This is a genomic window from Enterocloster sp. HCN-30185 (assembly GCF_037890305.1).
GTDB lineage: Bacteria > Bacillota > Clostridia > Lachnospirales > Lachnospiraceae > Enterocloster.
The window spans coordinates 1-19,039 of sequence record NZ_JBBKBT010000008.1 but is presented as its reverse complement, the minus strand read 5'-3'; the positions used below and the strand labels follow the sequence as shown (position 1 = coordinate 19,039).

Here is a 19,039-nt window from a genome sequence, read left to right as displayed (position 1 = left end):
AGGAATCGTATGGGACATAACACAAGGGAAAACACAAAAATCCTTTTAAATGGCGCCTGGGTAGGAGGTACCATGACCGTACCGGGAGTCAGCGGAGGTACTATGGCAATGGTGCTGGGAATCTATGACCGCCTTATTTCCTCGGTGAGCCGTGTGTTTAAGGAGCCGAAACAATCCATTCCCTTTTTACTGTGGTTTGCACTGGGAGGGGCGGGGGGTATCCTGCTCTTTTCCAGAGGCATCAGCCTGCTTTTATCCTCCCGGTGGGAGGTTCCTGCCCGCTTTTTCTTCCTGGGAGCTGTCGGCGGAGGGATTCCCCTGATTTTTAAAGAAGCGGGAATTAAAAGATTTGGCTCCGGGGACGCTGTTTTTGTGGGAATCGGTATCTTAAGCGCTCTGCTGATCGGCCTGATCCCGGAAGGCCTGTTCACGCCGGGAGCAGGAGGGGTATCCGATATTCTCATACAGGCTTTAGGAGGAGTTATCATCGCAGTGGCCCTGGTCCTTCCCGGGATCAGTGCCTCCCAGATGCTCTATATGCTGGGAATCTATGAAAGCACTTTAAAAGCCGTGGGAAATATGGATATTGCCGCCTTGGTTCCTCTGGCGGCAGGCGGGCTTTTGGGCACCTTTTTTTCTGCAAAAGTGTTGGAAGGGCTGTTGGAAAAACATACCCGGCCCACCTTTCTTCTTATTCTTGGCTTTATGTTTGCTTCTCTGCCGGAGCTGTTTCCGGGAATTCCGGCAGGAGCAGAGGCAGTGTACAGCCTGGTGGCTGTGGGAGCGGGATTTATGCTGATTTATGGGATTGGGAGAATGAATTAGCTATAGCCATCCCCCATTTTCTGTGATATGATATACCCCTGATAAGCCTGTTTCGGGCGGACAATTGAAAAGGAAGGAAGACGGTTATGTATAAATGCTGTATGTTTGATCTGGACGGTACACTTGTAAATTCCATTTATGCTTTAAAGCGGTCTGTGGACGGAACACTGGCGCATTTTGGCCTGGGGCCGATCACCTTGGAAGATACAAAGACATTTGTAGGAGACGGGTATAAAAAACTGGTGGAACGGGCTTTAAAGGCGTACGGAGATCCGGAACTGGTTCATTTTGAAGAGGCGCTGAACGTGTATAACCGGGTATTTAAGGAATGTTGCCTTTACCGGGTAGAGGCATACGAGGGAATCCCGGAGCTTCTGGCATTTTTAAAGGAAAATCACATTCTCTGTACCGTTTTATCCAATAAGCCTCATGTAAGAACCATAGAGAATATAAACTATGTATTCGGGCCGGATGTTTTTGACAGGGTATATGGGGAACGGGAATCTGCGGGGATCAAAAAAAAACCGTCTCCAGAGGGGGTAGAAGCGCTGCTTGAGGAGCTTGGGATTTCTAAAGAGGAGTGCCTCTATCTGGGAGATACTAATACAGACATGGAAACAGGAAAAAATGCTCAGGTAGATACGGTGGGCGTACTCTGGGGCTTTCGTTCCAGGGATGAGCTTAAAGTGTATGAGCCTGCGCTTTTAGCGGAGCATCCCATGGATGTAGCGGAATTTATAAAGGGCGTGAATCACATTGAATAGACAGAAAAAAAGAAGTGGAGCATGGACGAAAACAGGCCTTCTGAAAACAGGTATCCTGTTTTTCGCCCTGCTTTTGGGCAGCCTTGCATTTACAGGCTGTGCGAAAAGAGAATCTCCGGGAATCCGGGGAGAGCAGGGCGGGGATGACCGCCTTTTTGTAGTCACTACCATTTTCCCCTACTATGATTTTGTGCGGCAGATCGGAGGAGACCGGGTGCGGTTAAATCTGGTCGTACCGGCCGGGATGGACAGCCATTCCTTTGAACCTACGCCCGCAGATATGATTACCATTCAGAAAGCGGATCTGATGATCTGCAATGGAGGAGCCATGGAGCAGTGGGTGGATCAGGTCGCTGCATCCCTTGACACCAGCCGTCTGCGCCGTCTGACTATGATGGACTATGTAGATGTGGTAGAAGAAGAGGTTGTGGAAGGAATGGAGGAAGAGGAGCACGGTCATGAACACAGCCATGAGGAGGAAGAGGCTGGGGAATTTGATGCCCATGACGGGCAGGAGCTTGATATTGAATACGATGAACATATCTGGACTTCTCCTGTGAATTCCATGAAGATTGTGGAGATTATTTCTGATACCCTGGCGGAAATGGATCCTGCAAACGAAGCCTATTACAGGGAAAATGCCGCCTCATATCTGGAAGAACTTTCTGCACTGGATGAGCAGTTCAGGGAGATTGTATCAAATGGCCGCCACCGGATGATGGTGCTGGCGGATAAATTTCCTCTTCGGTATTTTGCGGATACGTATGGTTTGTCCTACCGGGCTGCATTTTCCGGCTGCAGTACCGATACAGAGCCAAGCGCCAGAACCATCGCATATCTTATTGACCGGGTGCGGGAAAATGATCTGAAAGCCGTATACTATCTGGAGCTTTCCAGTCACCGGACAGCAGATATCATCAGTGAAGAAACGGGGACAGAGCCGCTTTTGTTTCATTCCTGCCACAATGTAAGCCGCAGGGAATTTGACGAGGGCGTGACCTATTTACAGCTTATGCGGCAGAATGCAGAGCACTTGAAGAAGGGACTTGAATAGAAAATGATAGAACCATTGATTAAATGTGAGCATGTGGATTTCGGATATGAAAACCAGGATGCGGTGGTAGATGTAAATATGGAGGTATGCCCCGGAGACTATCTCTGTATTGTAGGTGAAAACGGATCGGGAAAAAGTACGCTGATGAAAGGTCTTTTAGGCCTTTTAAAGCCCTCCGCAGGGGTACTTACGGTATCAGAGGAATTAAAGCACACGGGAATCGGCTATCTGCCCCAGCAGACGGCCGCCCAGAAGGATTTCCCGGCTTCCGTACAGGAGGTTGTCTTAAGCGGCTGCTTAAACCGCAGGGGACGCAGGCCCTTTTATTCCCGTACAGAAAAGGCGGTTGCGGCAGAAAATATGGAGCGCCTTGGGATTATGCCTCTGGCAAAGCAGTGCTACCGGGAGCTTTCCGGCGGGCAGCAGCAGAGAGTTCTGATTGCAAGGGCGTTGTGTGCTACCACCCGGCTTTTGATCCTGGACGAGCCTATTACGGGACTGGATCCCATGGCGATCCAGGACTTTTATGCCATGATAAGAAGGTTAAACCGCGAGGATGGGGTGGCGATCCTTATGGTATCCCATGATCTCAGAAATGCAGTGGAGGAGGCCAATAAGATTCTCCATCTGCAAAAGCAGGTGCTTTTTTACGGCCCTGCCCACGATTATATGAACAGTCAGGCTGCGGGCCATTTCTTCCATGAAAAGGAGCAGGGGCAGTGTATCCCTACGGCAGTCTGCCGGAAAGGAGGCTGCTGCCATGAGCATACTAAGTGAAATGCTGTCATATCCCTTTCTGGTACGCGCCCTGGTGGGAGGTATGTTGGTTTCTCTGTGCGCGTCCCTTTTAGGCGTAAGCCTTGTATTAAAACGCTATTCCATGATCGGGGACGGACTGTCCCACGTTTCCTTTGGAGCATTGTCCATCGCCCTGGCAATGGGCTGGTCGCCCCTTAAGGTGTCTATCCCGGTTGTAGTGCTGGCGGCCTTTTTCCTTCTTCGGATCACGGAAAACAGCCGGATCAAAAGCGATGCTGCCATCGCCATGATTTCAGCCAGCGCCCTGGCAATCGGTATTATCGTTACCTCCCTTACTACAGGAATGACCACAGATGTAAGCAGCTATATGTTCGGAAGCATTTTAGCCATGACAAAGGAGGATGTGGCTCTGGCTGTAGTACTGAGCCTTGTGGTGCTGGGTCTTTTTGTGATCTGCTACAATCAGATGTTTGCAGTGACCTTTGATGAAAATTTTGCAAGGGCTACAGGCGTCAACGTGGGATTTTACAATATGGTGATTTCTGTCCTTACGGCGGTTACTATTGTGCTGGGAATGCGGATGATGGGAGCCATGCTGATTTCCAGCCTGGTGATTTTCCCCTGTCTTACCTCCATGCGCGTATTTAAAAGCTTCGGAGGGGTGATGATCTCTTCCGGGCTTTTATCCCTTGTGTGTTTCCTTTTGGGAATGATGGCATCCTACCAGTTTTCCACACCTGCCGGAGCCAGCGTGGTGGTGGTAAATCTGGCGGCCTTTGTGATCTTTGGCGCATGGCAGATGCTTGGGAGGAGAAAATAAGGGTAACAGTTCAGCCATGCGAAGATTCAGGCAGAAAAAGCGTTGAAAGCTTGCTTTCATAAGAACTTTTCTGTCTGAATCTTCATAGGGCGGACGCCCGATGCTTCTTGTCCGCTGTAAGCGGGCAAGAAGATGCAATGCTGAACTGTTACAAAAAGGAAAAATGGCAGCAGCTGTCTTGACATTCCCGGAGGGATGTGCCACAATATTTAGTTGGTAAGACTGTGACTGCAGTAGAAAGAAGGAAGAAATTAAAATGACAAAGATTGATATTATCTCCGGTTTCCTTGGAGCCGGAAAGACTACATTTATTAAGAAGCTTTTGCAGGAAGCCATTTCCGGCGAACAGGTTGTGCTGATCGAAAATGAGTTCGGCGAGATCGGGATCGACGGCGGATTTTTAAAGGATTCCGGCATTGAGATCCGTGAGATGAATTCCGGCTGTATCTGCTGTTCCCTGGTGGGAGATTTTGGAAAATCTCTGGCAGAGGTGCTGATGACCTATAAGCCGGACCGCATCATCATCGAGCCCTCCGGCGTAGGAAAGCTGTCTGATGTTATGAAAGCTGTAATCGACGTATCTGCAGATATGGATGTGGCCTTAAACAGCGCGGTTACCATTGTGGATGCGGCAAAGTGCAAAATGTATATGAAAAACTTCGGTGAATTTTTCAATAATCAGATTGAAAATGCAGGTACCATTGTTTTGAGCCGTACTGATATCACAGACCCGGCCAAGATCCAGAAGGATGTGGAGCTGATCCGTGAGAAAAATCCAAAGGCAGCCGTTGTGACGACTCCTCTGGGAGAGCTGGGCGGAGACCAGTTATTAGAGATTATTGAGAAGCGCGACACCATGCTGGATGATCTGATGGCAGAGGTGAGAGCGCATCACCATCATGATGAGGAGTGCGGCTGCGGTGAGCATCACCATGATCACGAGGGCCATGATCACCATCACGGCCATGAACATGGCGAGTCCTGTACCTGCGGCTGTCATGAGCATGAGGAGCATGAGCACCATCATCATCATGACCACGGCGAAGACTGCACCTGCGGCTGCCACGATCATGAGCATCACCACCATCATCATGCAGATGAAGTATTTACCAGCTGGGGCATGGAAACTATTGTTCCTGTTACCAGGGATCAGCTGGAGGACATCTTAAAGCGTCTGGCAGATACAAAGGAATTTGGCGATGTACTGCGGGCAAAGGGAATGCTTCCTACGGAAAATCCGGGAGAGTGGCTGTACTTTGATCTGGTTCCCCAGCAGTATGAGATCCGCCAGGGCCGTCCCGATTATACCGGTAAGGTATGTGTCATCGGAGCCAGCTTAAAGGAAGAAGAATTGAACAGCCTGTTTGGAAGAGGCTAAAGAGGTTGATATGATGGGAAATGAAATTGAAGATAATGTAATGCCCCTCTTTTTGATCAATGGATTTCTGGAAGCGGGAAAAACCCAGTTTTTGGAATTTACCATGGAGCAGGACTATTTTCAGACAGAAGGAAAAACACTGCTGATTGTCTGCGAAGAGGGAGATACGGAGTATGACGAGAAAAAGCTTAAGAAAAATCGGACAGCTGTGGTTTATGTGGATGATTTTTCAAAGCTTACCCCGGAATATCTCAACGAATTAGAAGTAATTTACCGTCCGGAACGGGTGATTATGGAGTGGAACGGCATGTGGAATCAGGACGAGTTAAAGCTTCCTGAGGACTGGTTCATCTACCAGCAGATCACGATCATTGACGGATCTACGTTTGATCTCTATGTTCAGAACATGAAGCCCCTGTTAGGAGCAATGCTTCGCGGTTCCGAGCTTGTAATCATGAACCGCTGTGATGGGATTTCGGATGAAAAGCTTACCTCTTACCGCCGGACCATCCGAGCCATGAGCCGGGACAGCGAGATCGTGCTGGAGGATGCAGAGGGTGAGATCGAACAGGCCACTCTGGAAGAGGATCTTCCCTATGATATCAATGCGGATGTAATTGAAATCAAGCCGGAGGATTACGGAATCTGGTATATTGACTGCATGGATCAGCCGGAACGGTATCAGGGAAAAACGGTGGAGTTCACAGCTATGGTATTAAAATCCCCCAAGTTTCCAAAGGGACAGTTCGTTCCGGGGCGTATGGCCATGACCTGCTGTGAGGCCGATATGACATTCCTTGGCTTTATGTGCAAATGGAAGGATGCAGAAAAGTACCGTACCAAGCAGTGGGTAAAGGTACGGGCCAAGGTAGGAATTGAGTATCAGAAGGACTACCACGGCGAAGGCCCGGTTCTCTATGGTGAAAATGTAGAATCGGCTGCAGAGATCAAGGATATTGTACAGTTTTAAAAATGATGGGGATACTGGCTCAGAAAGGCCGGTATCCTCATATTTTATAAATAAGAGCGGATGCAAAAGGGGAGCAGGTAGGGCTTCTCACCTTTGAAACCATGGAAGATTCCGTAAAACTGGCATATGACTATACGAAAAGAAAAATGCCTGCTATCCGAAAAGCGCTTCAGATGGCAGGCCGTTATATTAGCTGATGGTTATCACATAATCCTTGCCTTTCATTTCTACGGAGGCTTCTCTGTGATATTCATGAGCCAGCTTTAAAAGATTATCTCTGGTGTGGGCTGCATCCGACAGAACAGCCAGAGGCTCCTTTGGAGCAGCATCCATTTCATCCATTACAATCAGCACCGGCTCCGGGCAGGAAAGCCCTCTTACATCTATTTCTTTCATAAATTTTATCATCTCCTTTTTAAGAATTATTTTTTTGTTCTTCTCATACAGGAAGCAGCCACAGCAAAGAGCACCGCAATACATACGATACACATGATCCGTCCCGCAGGCGTGGTTCCTGTTCCGCTGGAAGCCAGGCCAAAGTTGTGGCACAGGGCTGCACCAACCAGCATGCCAAGCACATTAACAGCGGCATCCGAAGACCCCTGGCCTGCCAGAATCAGCTGGCGCAGAGGACAGCCTCCGGCTAATACGGCTGCAAAGCCTACGGTATAGGTGCCAAGGATATTCCAGAGAGTTTCTGCATGGGCAATAGGCTGGCCCTCAAATCCCGGTTTAAAATTGCCGGATACCAGGTTGTAAACCAGCATTACGCCAAAAAGTCCGGCAATTACACTTAAAAGATCAAAGTTTTTCATCAGGATCACATCGCGGATACCGCCTGCGAAGCAGGCTCTTGCTTTCTGAGCAGCGGCGCCGAAGATCAGACCGGCTGCCAGGGATACGAGGATGGGAGCATGAAGGCTTCCGGGACCTTCTGTACTTGCTGCAAAAAGAGGAGTAGCGATGCTTAAAACCAGAAGACTCAGGAAAATGGCAGGAATTATGTAGCCGTTTTCTTTTTTCGTATCAAAGGATCGTCCCAGACTGAAGCCCTTTTTCAAAAAGATACAGCCGGTGCCTACACCCAGCACAAAACCAATCAGTCCCATATAGGCATTCAGATCTCCGGCGGCCATACGGATGACCATGCGCAATGGACATCCCAGAAAAACCAGAGCGCCGATCATAGTAATAATTCCCAAAAGAAAGCGGATCATGGGAGAGGAGCCGGCGGTAGAGCGGTATTCCCCGGTGGCCATGGAAATAATGAAAGCTCCGGCTATCAGGCCTGCGATTTCAGGGCGCATATATTGTACAATGGGTGCCGTGTGCAGCTTGGCTGCGCCTGCAATGTCGCGGATAAAGCAGGCGATACAAAATGCCATATTTCCGGGATTTCCCATAATAGCCAGCCATACAGCCACGGCTCCCAGCAGGCCGCCCCATATAAGCAGCCCCTTTTTTGAATTGAGTGTTTCTTTCATTTCATTCCCTCCAAACGTTATATTTAAAAAAGAATAACGCAGGCAATAAAAAACGGCCTGACCACTCTGGGACGGTGGCCGAGCCGGCTTTTACTGAAACATTTAGGAAGCTCCAACTGCGTATTCCTTTTTCTGATTAAATTGTAGCATTAACAGAAGGAGAGGTCAACTGGTTTTTGTATAATTTTCCAATTCAGGAAAAATGAGTTGAAGAAAAATTCTCAAAAACTGGACATGCCGCCGGTTTTGTGTTAAACTACTATAGTTGTGAGTAAGACAGATGGCCGCTGCTGCGATACCGAGAGGCCGCAGGAGAGGAAAGTCCGGGCTTCACAGGGCAGGGTGCCAGATAACGTCTGGCGGAGGCGACTCCAGGGACAGTGCAACAGAAATATACCGCCAGTCTGCGAAAGCAGGCAGGTAAGGGTGGAAGGGCAGTGTAAGAGACTACCGCCCGGCTGGTAACAGGCGGGGCACATGTAAACCCCACTCGAAGCAAGACCAAACAGGAAGCATATGGCGGCCCGTCAGCTTCCGGGTAGGTTGCTTGAGACTGCTGGCGACAGCAGTTCTAGATAGATGGCCATCCAACGACATAACCCGGCTTATCGTTTTGCTCACACGTGAAGAGAGATCATCTAAGCAAAGGACGCATACAGCGGCTTTTGGAGGGGTGGTCTTTTTTGTTGCCTGAAAGGATGGAAAGGGTAGATAAAATAGCCTTGACAAGTGAACGATTGTTTACTTCTGGAGGTCTTACTATGACGGACACAAAAGAAAGTATTTTAAAAGCTGCGCTGGGATTATTTGTCGTAAAGGGCTACGAAGCAGTTTCAGTCAGCCAGATTGCAGGGACTCTGGGCATGACAAAAGGCGCATTATATAAGCATTACAAAAATAAAAGAGATGTCTTTGATTCTATTTTTACATATGTCTGTGAACTGGATGCAGAACGCTCCAGAAAGAGCGGGTCCCTGAAAAAGAGTTTTCCGAAATGCCAGATTCCTTTTCAGATGTATCTCCCAAAAGCCTGAAGGAGTATATGCTTTCCCAGTTTCATTATTGGAGTATGGATGAAACTGCCTGCAATTTTCGGAAAATGCTGACTCTTGAACAGTATAAAACCACAGAAGCAGGCACATTGTATGAAAAGGTTTTAACAGACGGTCCGCTAACTTACATAGAAGATATTTTTCGTGAAATGATAATACATGGCAAGCTTATAAAAAAAGCCCAGACAGCTGGCAGTTGAGTTTTATGTGCCGTTTTATTTGTTACTAAACATGGCCGACAGAACTGGACGTAAGAAAGACAAAGAAGAGATGGAAGCCGTCTACGAGAAGCAGATGGATGATTTTTTTCGCAAATATTTATTGCCTGAGGAGGAAACAAGAATGCAGGAAATGATCAATATCAGAAATGAAGAGAAAGCAGACTACGCAATCGTTGAGCAGATCACAAGAGAAGCCTTTTACAATATGTATGTTCCCGGATGCGTCGAGCATTATCTGGTGCATATTATGCGGGAACATGAGGATTTTATACCGGAGCTGGACTTTGTCCTGGAGTTAAATGGAACTGTAATAGGAAATATCATGTACACAAAAGCATGGCTTTTGGATGAAGAAGGAAATAAAAAGGAGATTTTGACCTTTGGCCCGGTCTGCATTAAGCCTGGTTATCAGAGAAGGGGCTATGGCAGAAAGCTGATCGAACATTCCTTTGAAAAGGCTGTTAAGCTTGGATATGACACAGTGGTGATATTTGGAAGCCCGGTCAATTATGTGGGGTGCGGCTTTAAGAGCTGCAAAAAATACAATGTAGGTACGGAAAATGGAAAATATCCTTCTGCAATGATGGTAAGGGAACTGATTCCCGGCGCTCTTGACGGACACAAATGGATTTACCAGGACAGCCCGGTGATGGCAATCAGTGAAGAAGAGGCACAGAAATATGATGATACTCTGGAAAAGATGGAAAAGAAATACCAGCCCAGCCAGGATGAATTTTATATTATGAGCCATTCGTTTATAGAAGAATAGGATCGAAAATGGGAGGCCCCGTCAAAGGGAACCTCCCATTTTGAATATACGTTTAAATTACTCTACCGTCTTTAAATCAAATCCAAAGTAATTTACAGCATTGTTGTAACAGATACCCTTTACGATGGTCTCTAAGGACTTCATATCTGCCGGATATTCGCCGTTGTCTACCCAGCCGCCGATCAGTTCGCACATAATGCGGCGGAAATACTCATGTCTGGTGTAGGACAGGAAGCTTCTGGAGTCGGTCAGCATACCAATGAAGTTTCCGAGGCAGCCTAAGTTTCCAAGAGAGGTCATCTGCTCGGTCATGCCGGTCTTGTGATCATTGAACCACCATGCGGAACCCTGCTGGATCTTGCCGGGGAACTTCTCCTGGAAGCAGCCCAGGATGGTGCCGATGGAAGCATTATCATTTGGATTTAAGGAGTAGATGATGGTCTTTGGAATCTCATTGGTAGCGCTTAATGCATTTAAGAAGTCTGCCATCTGTGCGCTTGGAGCGTAGTTGTTGATACAGTCAAAGCCGGTATCAGGACCAAGCTGCTCAAACATATATGCGTTGTTGTCGCGCTTGCAGCCGTAGTGAAGCTGCATGATCCAGCCCATTCTGTTGTATTCTCTTGCAACAAACAGCATGAACGCGGTCTTGTACTTTAACTCTTCTTCGCGGGAAACAGCTTCGCCCTTTAAGCCCTTTGCGATGATGGCGTCCACCTCTGCGTCAGAAGCAGGAGCGTACATTACATACTCAAGAGCATGGTCGGATACACAGCACTTCATGGAATTAAAGAATTCCATACGGTTCTTTAAGGCCTCTTTTAAAGAAGCAAAATCCTTGATCTCAACGCCGCTTACCTTAGAGAGCTGTTTAATATAAGCTGCATAGGTTGGCTTTTCAACGTTCATAGCCTTATCAGGTCTCCATGCGGGAAGAACCTGTACCTCAAAGGAAGTATCCTCAGCCAGCTTCTTGTGGTATTCCAGGGTGTCAACCGGATCATCGGTGGTGCAGATTAAGGTAACATTGGACTGGCGGATCAGGTTGCGTACAGTCATGGAATCCTCCTGCAGCTTTGCGTTGCACAGATTCCATACTTCCTCAGCGGTATCGCCGTTTAAGTAGCCCTCGTAGCCGAAGTATCTTCTTAATTCAAGATGGCTCCAGTGGTACAGGGGGTTGCCGATCAGCTTTGGAAGGGTCTCGGCCCAAGCCTGGAATTTCTCCCTATCCGTAGCGTCGCCGGTGATATATTTTTCATCAACGCCGTTGGAACGCATCTGACGCCATTTGTAGTGGTCGCCTCCCAGCCATACCTGAGTGATATTCTCAAATTTGCGATCCTCACAGATTTCCTGGGGATTGATATGGCAGTGATAGTCCAGGATAGGCATGGTCTCAGCATAGTCGTGATAAAGCGTCTGAGCCATTTCGGTAGATAATAAGAAATCCTTGTCTAAAAACTGTTTCATTTTAGTAGAGCCTCCTTAAATGTTAAAAGTTTGTGGTGTTTCTTTTTATAAGATCAGAGGCGATCGTAGTCCGGCTGGGCACAGATTCGCCGCTGAAAACTCCCATAAGTGTTTTTACTGTAGTCGTACACAGTGTCTCCACCCGGCTGTCGATAGAGGTGATCTCAGGATCTGTACAGCGGGATAAAAGAGAATTATTATAGCCGATGATACTGAGCTGGTCTGGTACGGAAATCCCTTTTGCATGGGCGTATTTAACCGCTCCTACTGCCAGGGAATCATCCGAGGTTACAACTGCATCGAAGTCAAGCCCCTGTTTTGACAGTCTCAGGAGCAGGTCTCTGGCATCCTCAAGATTTTTGAGACACTGATGGATCAGATCCTCCCGCACGGGAAGTCCGCAGGAAGTAAGAGCTGCCTTATATCCATCCATCTTGTTTAACCCGCTGTAAGAATAGCTGGTATACAGATAAAGAATCCGCCTGCTTCCGGAACGGATCAGCCGGGAAACCGCATCATACACAGCAGAATAATCATCGCAGACTGTGCTGTAGATATTTTCCCCCTCCAGATAACCGTTTACAAGCATGACAGGTATATCATGTGCAGCTTTTAAGATATAATCATTATCCTTGGGGCAAAGCTCCACAAATTTTGAACCGGCCAGAATAATGGCGTCTACACGCTTGGAGCGCAGCAGATTAAAATACTTCTGCTTGACCTTCAGATCATAACCCGTACAGCAGAGAATAGAATCATAGTTATGGCTGCGAAGTTCCCGTTCCAGATAGTAGATGGCACCGGCCAGATAGGGATCGGAGGAATCGGAACACATGATCCCTATGGTCTGCATGGTGTCAAGCCCCAGTCCTCTGGCAAATACATTGGGTGTATAGCCAAGTTCATCCATGACGCGCAGAACCTTTTCACGGGTACGCTCGCTGACATTGGGATTGCCGTTTAATACACGGGAAACCGTGGCAATGGATACTCCGGCATGTTTTGATACATCATATATATTCATGTATGGAATAACCTCACATTCTGTAAGCGCTTACAAGCTAACTTTATTATACATTTTTTCGGAAAATATTGCAAGAGTTTTCTATTTTTTTATTGACTTCTTACGGGAAAATGGATAAAATGAATGTAAGCACTTACATAGACCTGACCGGCATCCCCAAAAGACTGTCAGGCCAGAGAGCACCAAGTAAAGAACAGGAGAATGAAGCGATCATGCAGGATATTGTAAAGATCAATCAGAATGACAATGTTGCCGTTGCACTGCGCCCTTTAAATAAGGGAGAGGTACTGCAGGCGGCAGAAACCGCAGTGACCCTTATGGAAGATATCCCCCAGGGCCACAAGTTTGCGCTGAGGGAAATAAAGAGCGGAGAAGAGGTTGTAAAGTACGGCTTCCGCATCGGTTTTGCCAAGGAAGATATCCAGCCGGGACAGTGGGTTCACGTTCATAATGTGAAGACGGCTCTTGGAGATGTTCTTACTTATGATTATGAGCCGGAAGGCCATCAGGATGTAGAACCCACAGAGCACACATATTTTGAAGGCTACCGCAGAACCGACGGGAAGGCAGGAATCCGCAATGAAATCTGGATCATTCCTACCGTAGGCTGTGTGAACTCCATTGCAAAGGCCCTGGAAACGGCTGCTAAGAAATTTGTGGGAGGCAATGTAGAGGACGTGATCGCATTCCAGCATCCATACGGCTGCTCCCAGATGGGAGACGATCAGGAAAATACCCGTAAGGTTCTGGCAGATATGATCCACCATCCAAATGCAGGCGGCGTGCTTGTTCTGGGACTGGGCTGCGAAAACAGCAATATTCCTGTGCTTATGGACTATATCGGAGCGTATGACGAACAGAGAGTGAAGTTCCTCCAGTGCCAGGATGTAGAGGACGAGATGGAGGAGGCCATGAAGCTGATCGGAGAGCTGGCAGCCTATGCAGGAGCATTTTCCAGAGAGAAAATTGATGCCAGCGAGCTGATTATCGGCATGAAATGTGGCGGCTCCGACGGACTTTCCGGAATCACGGCCAATCCGGTAGTAGGAGCATTTTCCGATCTTTTAGTAAGCAAGGGCGGTACAACGATCCTGACTGAGGTGCCTGAGATGTTCGGCGCTGAGACCCTTCTTATGAACCGCTGTGCAACTCCGGAACTTTTTGACAAGACCGTAGACCTGATCAATAATTTTAAAAATTACTTCACAAGCCATAACCAGACCATTTATGAAAATCCATCCCCCGGTAACAAAAAGGGCGGTATTTCCACTCTGGAGGACAAGTCCTTAGGCTGCACCCAGAAGTCCGGAAGCGCTCTTGTAAAGGGAGTGCTGGAGTACGGCGAACCGGTTAAGGTAAAGGGCTTAAATCTTTTAAGTGCTCCCGGCAATGACCTGGTGGCAGCTACGGCCCTGGCTGTGTCCGGCGCCCATATGGTGCTCTTTACAACCGGCCGCGGCACACCCTTTGCATCCCCGGTTCCTACTGTAAAGATTTCCAGTAATTCCAAGCTTGCAGGCCACAAGAATAACTGGATCGATTTTAACGCAGGCCGTATGGTCGAGGATAAGACAAAGGAAGAACTGGCAGAGGAACTGCTTGGCTATGTGCTGGAGGTTGCTTCCGGCCGCAAGGTAAAATCTGAGGAAGCAGGTTTCCATGATATGGCTATCTTTAAACAGGGCGTGACCCTGTAAAATGAACCGGGCAGGTAGTCCGGACTGCATATAATAAGGAGACACGATGAAATTAAACAGGACGGCACTGCGGACGGTGGATATATTAAAACTGGTGTCAAAAAAGCCGGACGGCATTACGCTGGATCAGATCTGTGAGCAGCTTTCCATCCCAAAGACAAGCGCCTATGATATTCTTACAACTCTGGTGCATACGGGGATGATTCATGTGGCCAGAGAGCAGAAGCAGCGTTATACCATAGGGCTTACCGCCTATCGGGTAGGAATCAATTATACCAACAATATGGATTTTATCGGAACCATAGATCCGGTTTTAAAGGCTTTTTCAAAAGAAGTGGGAAAGACCGTATTCTTCGGCGTCCGAGCGGATGACGAGATCGTATATATCTGTAAATATGAGCCGGAAAATCCCATTATCACAACAGCCACGGTAGGCACTAAAAACCCTATTTACTGCACCTCACTTGGAAAAGCAATCCTGGCTTATTCAGAAGAGGAGGAGCGGCTGGCTCTTACGGAGCGGATCCATTTCAGGGCATTTACAGAACGTACCATCCGGGATAAGGCCTGTTTTCTGGATGAACTGGAAAAAGTAAAGGAAAAGGGCTATGCCCTGGACGCCAGAGAACTGGAGGAGCATATGGAATGTGTCGGCGCTCCGGTTTTTGGCCCGGATGGAACGGTTATGGGAGCGATCAGCGTTTCCAGCCTTTATAAGCCAACAGAGGATTATGAAGCGCTGGGACGAAGAGTCTGTGAAAAGGCCGCCATGCTTTCAAGGCTTTTGGGATATATAGGTAAAAGATAATGGGCGGATTGCGTGTAAAAATGTACATTTTTTCGCTGGTTTCCTGTTGACAAATCATGCGGTAACTATTAGAATTTAATTATAAAAAATCGTAAATATGAAGTATATTCGTATTTACGAACAAAGATGAAAGAAGGAGAAGAGAAATGAAAAAAGAACAAGTTCTGGCAAGACTGAAAGAAGACTGTCTGGTAGCTGTGGTTCGTGCAAAGAACCTGGAGCAGGGCGAGAAGGTGATCGATTCTATCGTAGCCGGCGGCATCAACTTCATCGAGATCTGTATGACCGTTGATGAGGGCAGCCCCATTGATCTGATCGCAAATATGGTAGAGAAATATAAGGATAATGATAAGGTAGTAATCGGCGCAGGTACTGTTCTGGATCCTGAGACTGCAAGAATGGCTATCATGGCAGGTGCTAACTATGTAGTAAGCCCAGGCTTAAACCTTGAGACAATCAAGATGTGCAACCGCTACAGAGTACCTATGCTGCCAGGCGTTATGACTCCAACCGAGGCTATTGCAGCTATGGAGGCAGGATGCGACGTAATCAAGATCTTCCCAGGCAATATCGTAGGACCGGCAGCAATCAGCTCCTTCAAGGGTCCCCTTCCTCAGGGTGAGTTCATGCCATCCGGCGGCGTTGATGTTGATAACGTTGACAAGTGGATCAAGGCAGGCGCATACGCAGTTGGAACCGGAAGCAGCTTAACAAAGGGCGCTAAGACCGGCGATTTCGCAGCTGTTACCGCAAAGGCTAAGGAGTTTGTAGACGCAGTAGCTGCAGCAAGAGCTAAATAAGAAATCATTTCGCTGAGACAAAGAAGCCACCGCCCGGCTGATCCGGGCGGCGCAGATAGAGTAAGAGAATAAGGAGATTATAAAAATGGCAAAGATCGTTACCATGGGCGAGATCATGTTAAGATTATCTACCCCGAATAATGAGAAATTTATCCAGGCAGACGAGTTTGATGTTAACTACGGCGGCGGTGAGGCTAACGTAGCAGTATCTCTGGCTAACTATGGCCATGATGTTGAGTTTGTTACAGCAGTACCGGCAAATCCGATTGGTGACTGTGCAGTAGCAGCTTTAAGAAAGTACAATGTAGGTACAAAGCATATCGCAAGAAGCGGCGAGAGACTGGGTATCTACTTCTTAGAGACCGGTTCTGCAATGAGAGCTTCCAATGTAGTTTATGACCGTGCAAACAGTGCGATCGCTACAGCTACAGCAGATGAGTTCAACTTTGATGAGATTTTCAAGGATGCTGACTGGTTCCATTTCACAGGTATTACTCCAGCTGTCAGCGATGCAGCAATCGAGCTGACAGAGGCAGCTTTAAAGGCAGCTAAGGCTCACGGCGTAACTGTTTCCGTAGACTTAAACTTCCGTAAGAAGCTGTGGTCCTCCGAGAAGGCTCAGAAGGTTATGACTAACCTGATGCAGTATGTAGACGTTTGCATTGGCAACGAAGAGGATGCTGAGAAGGTTCTTGGATTCAAGCCAGGCAACACAGATGTTACTTCCGGCGAGCTGGAGCTGGCAGGCTATGTTGATATCTTCAATCAGATGGCTGATAAGTTTGGCTTCAAGTATATCATCAGCTCTCTGCGTGAAAGCCACAGCGCTTCCGATAATGGCTGGTCTGCATGCATCATGGATGGAAAGACCCGTGAGTTCTATCACTCCAGAAAGTACCATATCACTCCAATCGTTGACCGTGTAGGCGGCGGCGACTCCTTCGCAGGCGGTCTGATCTGCGGTCTGGCTGACGGCAAGGATATGAAGGCAGCTCTGGAGTTTGCAGTAGCAGCTTCCGCATTAAAGCACACCATTCCTGGCGACTTCAACCTGGTTACCCGTGCAGATGTTGATAATCTGGCAGGCGGCGACGGATCTGGCCGTGTTCAGAGATAATCACTTTACGAACACAATATATACTCTGTAAACAGCGGAGCCTGTTTGAAAATTGCGTTTCAAAGATGGATTTTCAGACAGGCTCCCTGTCATTTAATGAAAAATATTTAGGAGGATACAAATATGGCAGAATATACGAGTAGAAGCTTTGATCTTCTGACCCTTGGACAGCTTCTTTTAAGGCTTTCTCCGCCGGATAACGACCGCCTTTCAAGAGGTGATACCTTTGTAAAGCAGGTAGGCGGAGCAGAATTAAACGTGGCGGTAGGTGCTTCCTTGCTGGGACTTCGCACTGGTGTTATCTCCAAGCTTCCCTCCCATGATATTGGAAGCTTTATGAAGGGAAAGATCCGTTCCTTTGGCGTCAGCGATGACTTTTTTATGTATGATGATTCTCCCTCTGCCCGCGTTGGCATTTATTACTATGAAAATGGAGCATATCCCAGAAAACCAAAGGTGATCTATGACCGTATGAACAGTTCCTTTTTCAGCCTCAATATTGACGAGATTCCAAAAGAGGTCTATACTGCCTCCAAATGTTTCCACACCACAGGCATCACCCTTGCTTTAAGCCCGCAGATCCGTGAGACAACCATTGAGATGATCAAGCGTTTTAAAGAAGCAGGAACCCTGGTTTCCTTTGACGTAAACTTCCGCGGCAACTTATGGAGCGGAGATGAGGCCAGAGAGTGTATCCTTAAGATCCTTCCGTATGTTGATATCTTTTTCTGTTCTGAGGATACAGCACGCCTTACCTTCTTAAAGACAGGCACAGCAAAAGAGATGATGAAGAGCTTTACGGAGGAGTATCCGATTTCCATTGTGGCATCCACTCAGCGAATTGTACACAGCCCCAAGAGACATACCTTCGGTTCTGTAATCTATGATGCTGCCAGAGATACCTATTATGAGGAGGAGCCATATAGGGATATCGAGGTGGTAGATCGGATCGGAAGCGGAGACGCTTATATTTCTGGTGCGCTTTACGGGCTTTTAAGCAGCGGCGGCGACTGCTCAAAGGCCATTGCCTTCGGAAATGCTACCGCAGCAGTAAAGAATACCATTCCGGGAGATCTTCCGTCCTCTAATCTGGAAGAGATCCAGACCATCATCAAAGCTCATAACCAGTCCGGTCCTCAGAGCGAGATGGCAAGATAGGAGAGAAGACGGTAGTTTAATTCTTACGTCAGAAATGTTAAGAATTACTTTATTGGATTTTTGGGAAAAATAGTATATACTTCAAAATGTAACCGGCGGGAAACCGTGATTAAAGGAGTGATTACATTGAGAAGATACTATTTTTGCGTAGCAGCAATTTGCGCGGCAGCGGTGATCGGGATCAGCGGCTGCGCCATGAATACAAAAGCAGAAAGTGCCCAGACTCAGGCAGATGCATCTCAGCCAGAGTCTGCTGAGGCCGCCACAGTAGTGGAAGCGGTAACGGGCCCCATTGAAAGCATGGAAGAAACTCCAAACGAGGAGCTGCAGCCTGTACGGATTTACGGTTCGGCATCCCATATGGAGGACGGGCGTCTTTCCATTGATAACCGTTCCGGCGTGAGCGCTGAGGGAGAGATCATCCTAAATATCTCTCAGGAATCCACCCTGATCCTGGATGCAGTTTCTGGTACGCCCCTTACATTAGAGGATATCCAGGATGGGGAGACGATCTATGTGTACATTGGTCCGGCTATGACGATGAGCCTTCCGCCCATGACCAATGCTGCTATCATTTTTGCCAATATTCCTGCGGATTTTAAGGTGCCTGATTATGTGGAGGCAGACTCTGTCATTACAGATGCAGGCAGCTCCCAGACGGTGCTTACGGCTTCAGACGGCACAGAGTACATTCTGGCAGAGGACTGTGACATTTTCCCATATCTTACAAGAAATATTGTAACTCTGGATGATCTGACCCAGGGTAAAAAGGTGGTCGTATGGTCGGGAGATGACAATACAGCCACAAAAATCATGGTATTTGCAGAATAATCCCATAAAAAAGAATCAGGCTTTGCCGGAAATGG

19 protein-coding genes and 1 other RNA gene are annotated in these 19,039 nt (G+C 47.7%); 16 read left to right on the top strand and 4 right to left on the bottom strand.

From position 1 onward, the window contains the following. The first annotated feature begins 9 nt into the window (after positions 1-9). From WKT10_RS09990 to WKT10_RS09960, 7 genes are all read left to right on the top strand, one after another. The gene (locus WKT10_RS09990; protein ID WP_340276971.1) at positions 10-825 is read left to right on the top strand and encodes a DUF368 domain-containing protein; all 816 of its coding nucleotides are present in this window, start codon (positions 10-12) and stop codon (positions 823-825) included. Between the two features lie 86 nt (positions 826-911). Beyond that, the gene (locus WKT10_RS09985) at positions 912-1,589 is read left to right on the top strand and encodes an HAD family hydrolase (protein ID WP_066549186.1); all 678 of its coding nucleotides are present in this window, start codon (positions 912-914) and stop codon (positions 1,587-1,589) included. Further along, positions 1,582-2,643 (top strand): metal ABC transporter substrate-binding protein, encoded by a 1,062-nt coding sequence (locus WKT10_RS09980; RefSeq protein WP_445293010.1) that lies wholly within the window; start codon positions 1,582-1,584, stop codon positions 2,641-2,643. Before WKT10_RS09985 ends, WKT10_RS09980 begins: the two co-directional genes overlap by 8 nt. Positions 2,644-2,649: 6 nt before the next feature. Then, positions 2,650-3,420, top strand: coding sequence for a metal ABC transporter ATP-binding protein (locus WKT10_RS09975; protein ID WP_337933937.1), 771 nt, complete (start codon positions 2,650-2,652; stop codon positions 3,418-3,420). After that, on the top strand, positions 3,404-4,222 hold the full coding sequence (locus tag WKT10_RS09970; protein WP_317439338.1) for a metal ABC transporter permease: 819 nt from the start codon (positions 3,404-3,406) through the stop codon (positions 4,220-4,222). The genes WKT10_RS09975 and WKT10_RS09970 overlap by 17 nt, the downstream gene beginning before the upstream one ends. Positions 4,223-4,478: 256 nt before the next feature. Further along, entirely contained in the window at positions 4,479-5,600 is a 1,122-nt protein-coding gene (locus tag WKT10_RS09965; protein WP_340276968.1) for a CobW family GTP-binding protein, read from the top strand. Positions 5,601-5,613: 13 nt separating this feature from the next. Continuing rightward, the gene (locus WKT10_RS09960; RefSeq protein ID WP_337933935.1) at positions 5,614-6,570 is read left to right on the top strand and encodes a TIGR03943 family putative permease subunit; all 957 of its coding nucleotides are present in this window, start codon (positions 5,614-5,616) and stop codon (positions 6,568-6,570) included. A 189-nt stretch (positions 6,571-6,759) separates the two neighbouring features. Here WKT10_RS09960 and WKT10_RS09955 read toward each other — a convergent pair whose 3' ends face one another. Both WKT10_RS09955 and yedE read right to left on the bottom strand, forming a co-directional pair. Next, a complete protein-coding gene (locus tag WKT10_RS09955) occupies positions 6,760-6,966 on the bottom strand; it encodes a sulfurtransferase TusA family protein (RefSeq protein WP_340276966.1) in 207 nt (68 codons plus the stop codon). A 26-nt stretch (positions 6,967-6,992) separates the two neighbouring features. Next, positions 6,993-8,054 carry a YedE family putative selenium transporter gene (gene yedE / locus WKT10_RS09950; RefSeq protein ID WP_337933880.1) on the bottom strand — a complete coding sequence of 354 codons (1,062 nt, stop codon included), beginning with the start codon at positions 8,052-8,054 and terminating at the stop codon, positions 6,993-6,995. Positions 8,055-8,322: 268 nt separating this feature from the next. Between yedE and rnpB the strand changes: the two genes are divergently transcribed. The 3 genes from rnpB to WKT10_RS09935 all read left to right on the top strand — a co-directional run bounded on the left by rnpB (position 8,323) and on the right by WKT10_RS09935 (position 10,096). After that, positions 8,323-8,678, top strand: an RNA gene (gene rnpB / locus WKT10_RS09945) — RNase P RNA component class A. A 137-nt stretch (positions 8,679-8,815) separates the two neighbouring features. Continuing rightward, positions 8,816-9,088: a TetR/AcrR family transcriptional regulator gene (locus WKT10_RS09940; RefSeq protein WP_340276963.1), complete on the top strand. Its 273-nt coding sequence runs from the start codon at positions 8,816-8,818 to the stop codon at positions 9,086-9,088. Between the two features lie 369 nt (positions 9,089-9,457). Then, on the top strand, positions 9,458-10,096 hold the full coding sequence (locus WKT10_RS09935; RefSeq protein WP_296038543.1) for a GNAT family N-acetyltransferase: 639 nt from the start codon (positions 9,458-9,460) through the stop codon (positions 10,094-10,096). Between the two features lie 57 nt (positions 10,097-10,153). Here the strand turns inward: WKT10_RS09935 and uxaC are convergent, their stop codons facing one another. Then, complete coding sequence (gene uxaC, locus WKT10_RS09930) at positions 10,154-11,569, bottom strand: glucuronate isomerase (protein WP_340276962.1); 1,416 nt, start codon at positions 11,567-11,569, stop codon at positions 10,154-10,156. Positions 11,570-11,591: 22 nt separating this feature from the next. Then, a complete protein-coding gene (locus WKT10_RS09925) occupies positions 11,592-12,593 on the bottom strand; it encodes a LacI family DNA-binding transcriptional regulator (protein ID WP_340276960.1) in 1,002 nt (333 codons plus the stop codon). A gap of 212 nt (positions 12,594-12,805) precedes the next feature. Here WKT10_RS09925 and WKT10_RS09920 point away from each other — a divergent pair, with 212 nt between their 5' ends. The 6 genes from WKT10_RS09920 (at position 12,806) to WKT10_RS09895 (ending at position 19,004) form a co-directional block, all read left to right on the top strand. Next, positions 12,806-14,290 (top strand): UxaA family hydrolase, encoded by a 1,485-nt coding sequence (locus tag WKT10_RS09920; RefSeq protein WP_066550888.1) that lies wholly within the window; start codon positions 12,806-12,808, stop codon positions 14,288-14,290. 46 nt (positions 14,291-14,336) lie between these two features. After that, complete coding sequence (locus WKT10_RS09915) at positions 14,337-15,098, top strand: IclR family transcriptional regulator (RefSeq protein WP_066549168.1); 762 nt, start codon at positions 14,337-14,339, stop codon at positions 15,096-15,098. Between the two features lie 146 nt (positions 15,099-15,244). Beyond that, positions 15,245-15,898, top strand: coding sequence for a bifunctional 2-keto-4-hydroxyglutarate aldolase/2-keto-3-deoxy-6-phosphogluconate aldolase (locus WKT10_RS09910; RefSeq protein WP_066549166.1), 654 nt, complete (start codon positions 15,245-15,247; stop codon positions 15,896-15,898). A gap of 85 nt (positions 15,899-15,983) precedes the next feature. Then, a complete protein-coding gene (locus WKT10_RS09905) occupies positions 15,984-17,015 on the top strand; it encodes a sugar kinase (RefSeq protein ID WP_066549164.1) in 1,032 nt (343 codons plus the stop codon). A 123-nt stretch (positions 17,016-17,138) separates the two neighbouring features. Next, entirely contained in the window at positions 17,139-18,173 is a 1,035-nt protein-coding gene (locus tag WKT10_RS09900) for a sugar kinase (protein ID WP_066549162.1), read from the top strand. A 117-nt stretch (positions 18,174-18,290) separates the two neighbouring features. Beyond that, positions 18,291-19,004: a hypothetical protein gene (locus WKT10_RS09895; RefSeq protein WP_445293011.1), complete on the top strand. Its 714-nt coding sequence runs from the start codon at positions 18,291-18,293 to the stop codon at positions 19,002-19,004. The last annotated feature ends 35 nt before the right edge of the window (positions 19,005-19,039 follow it).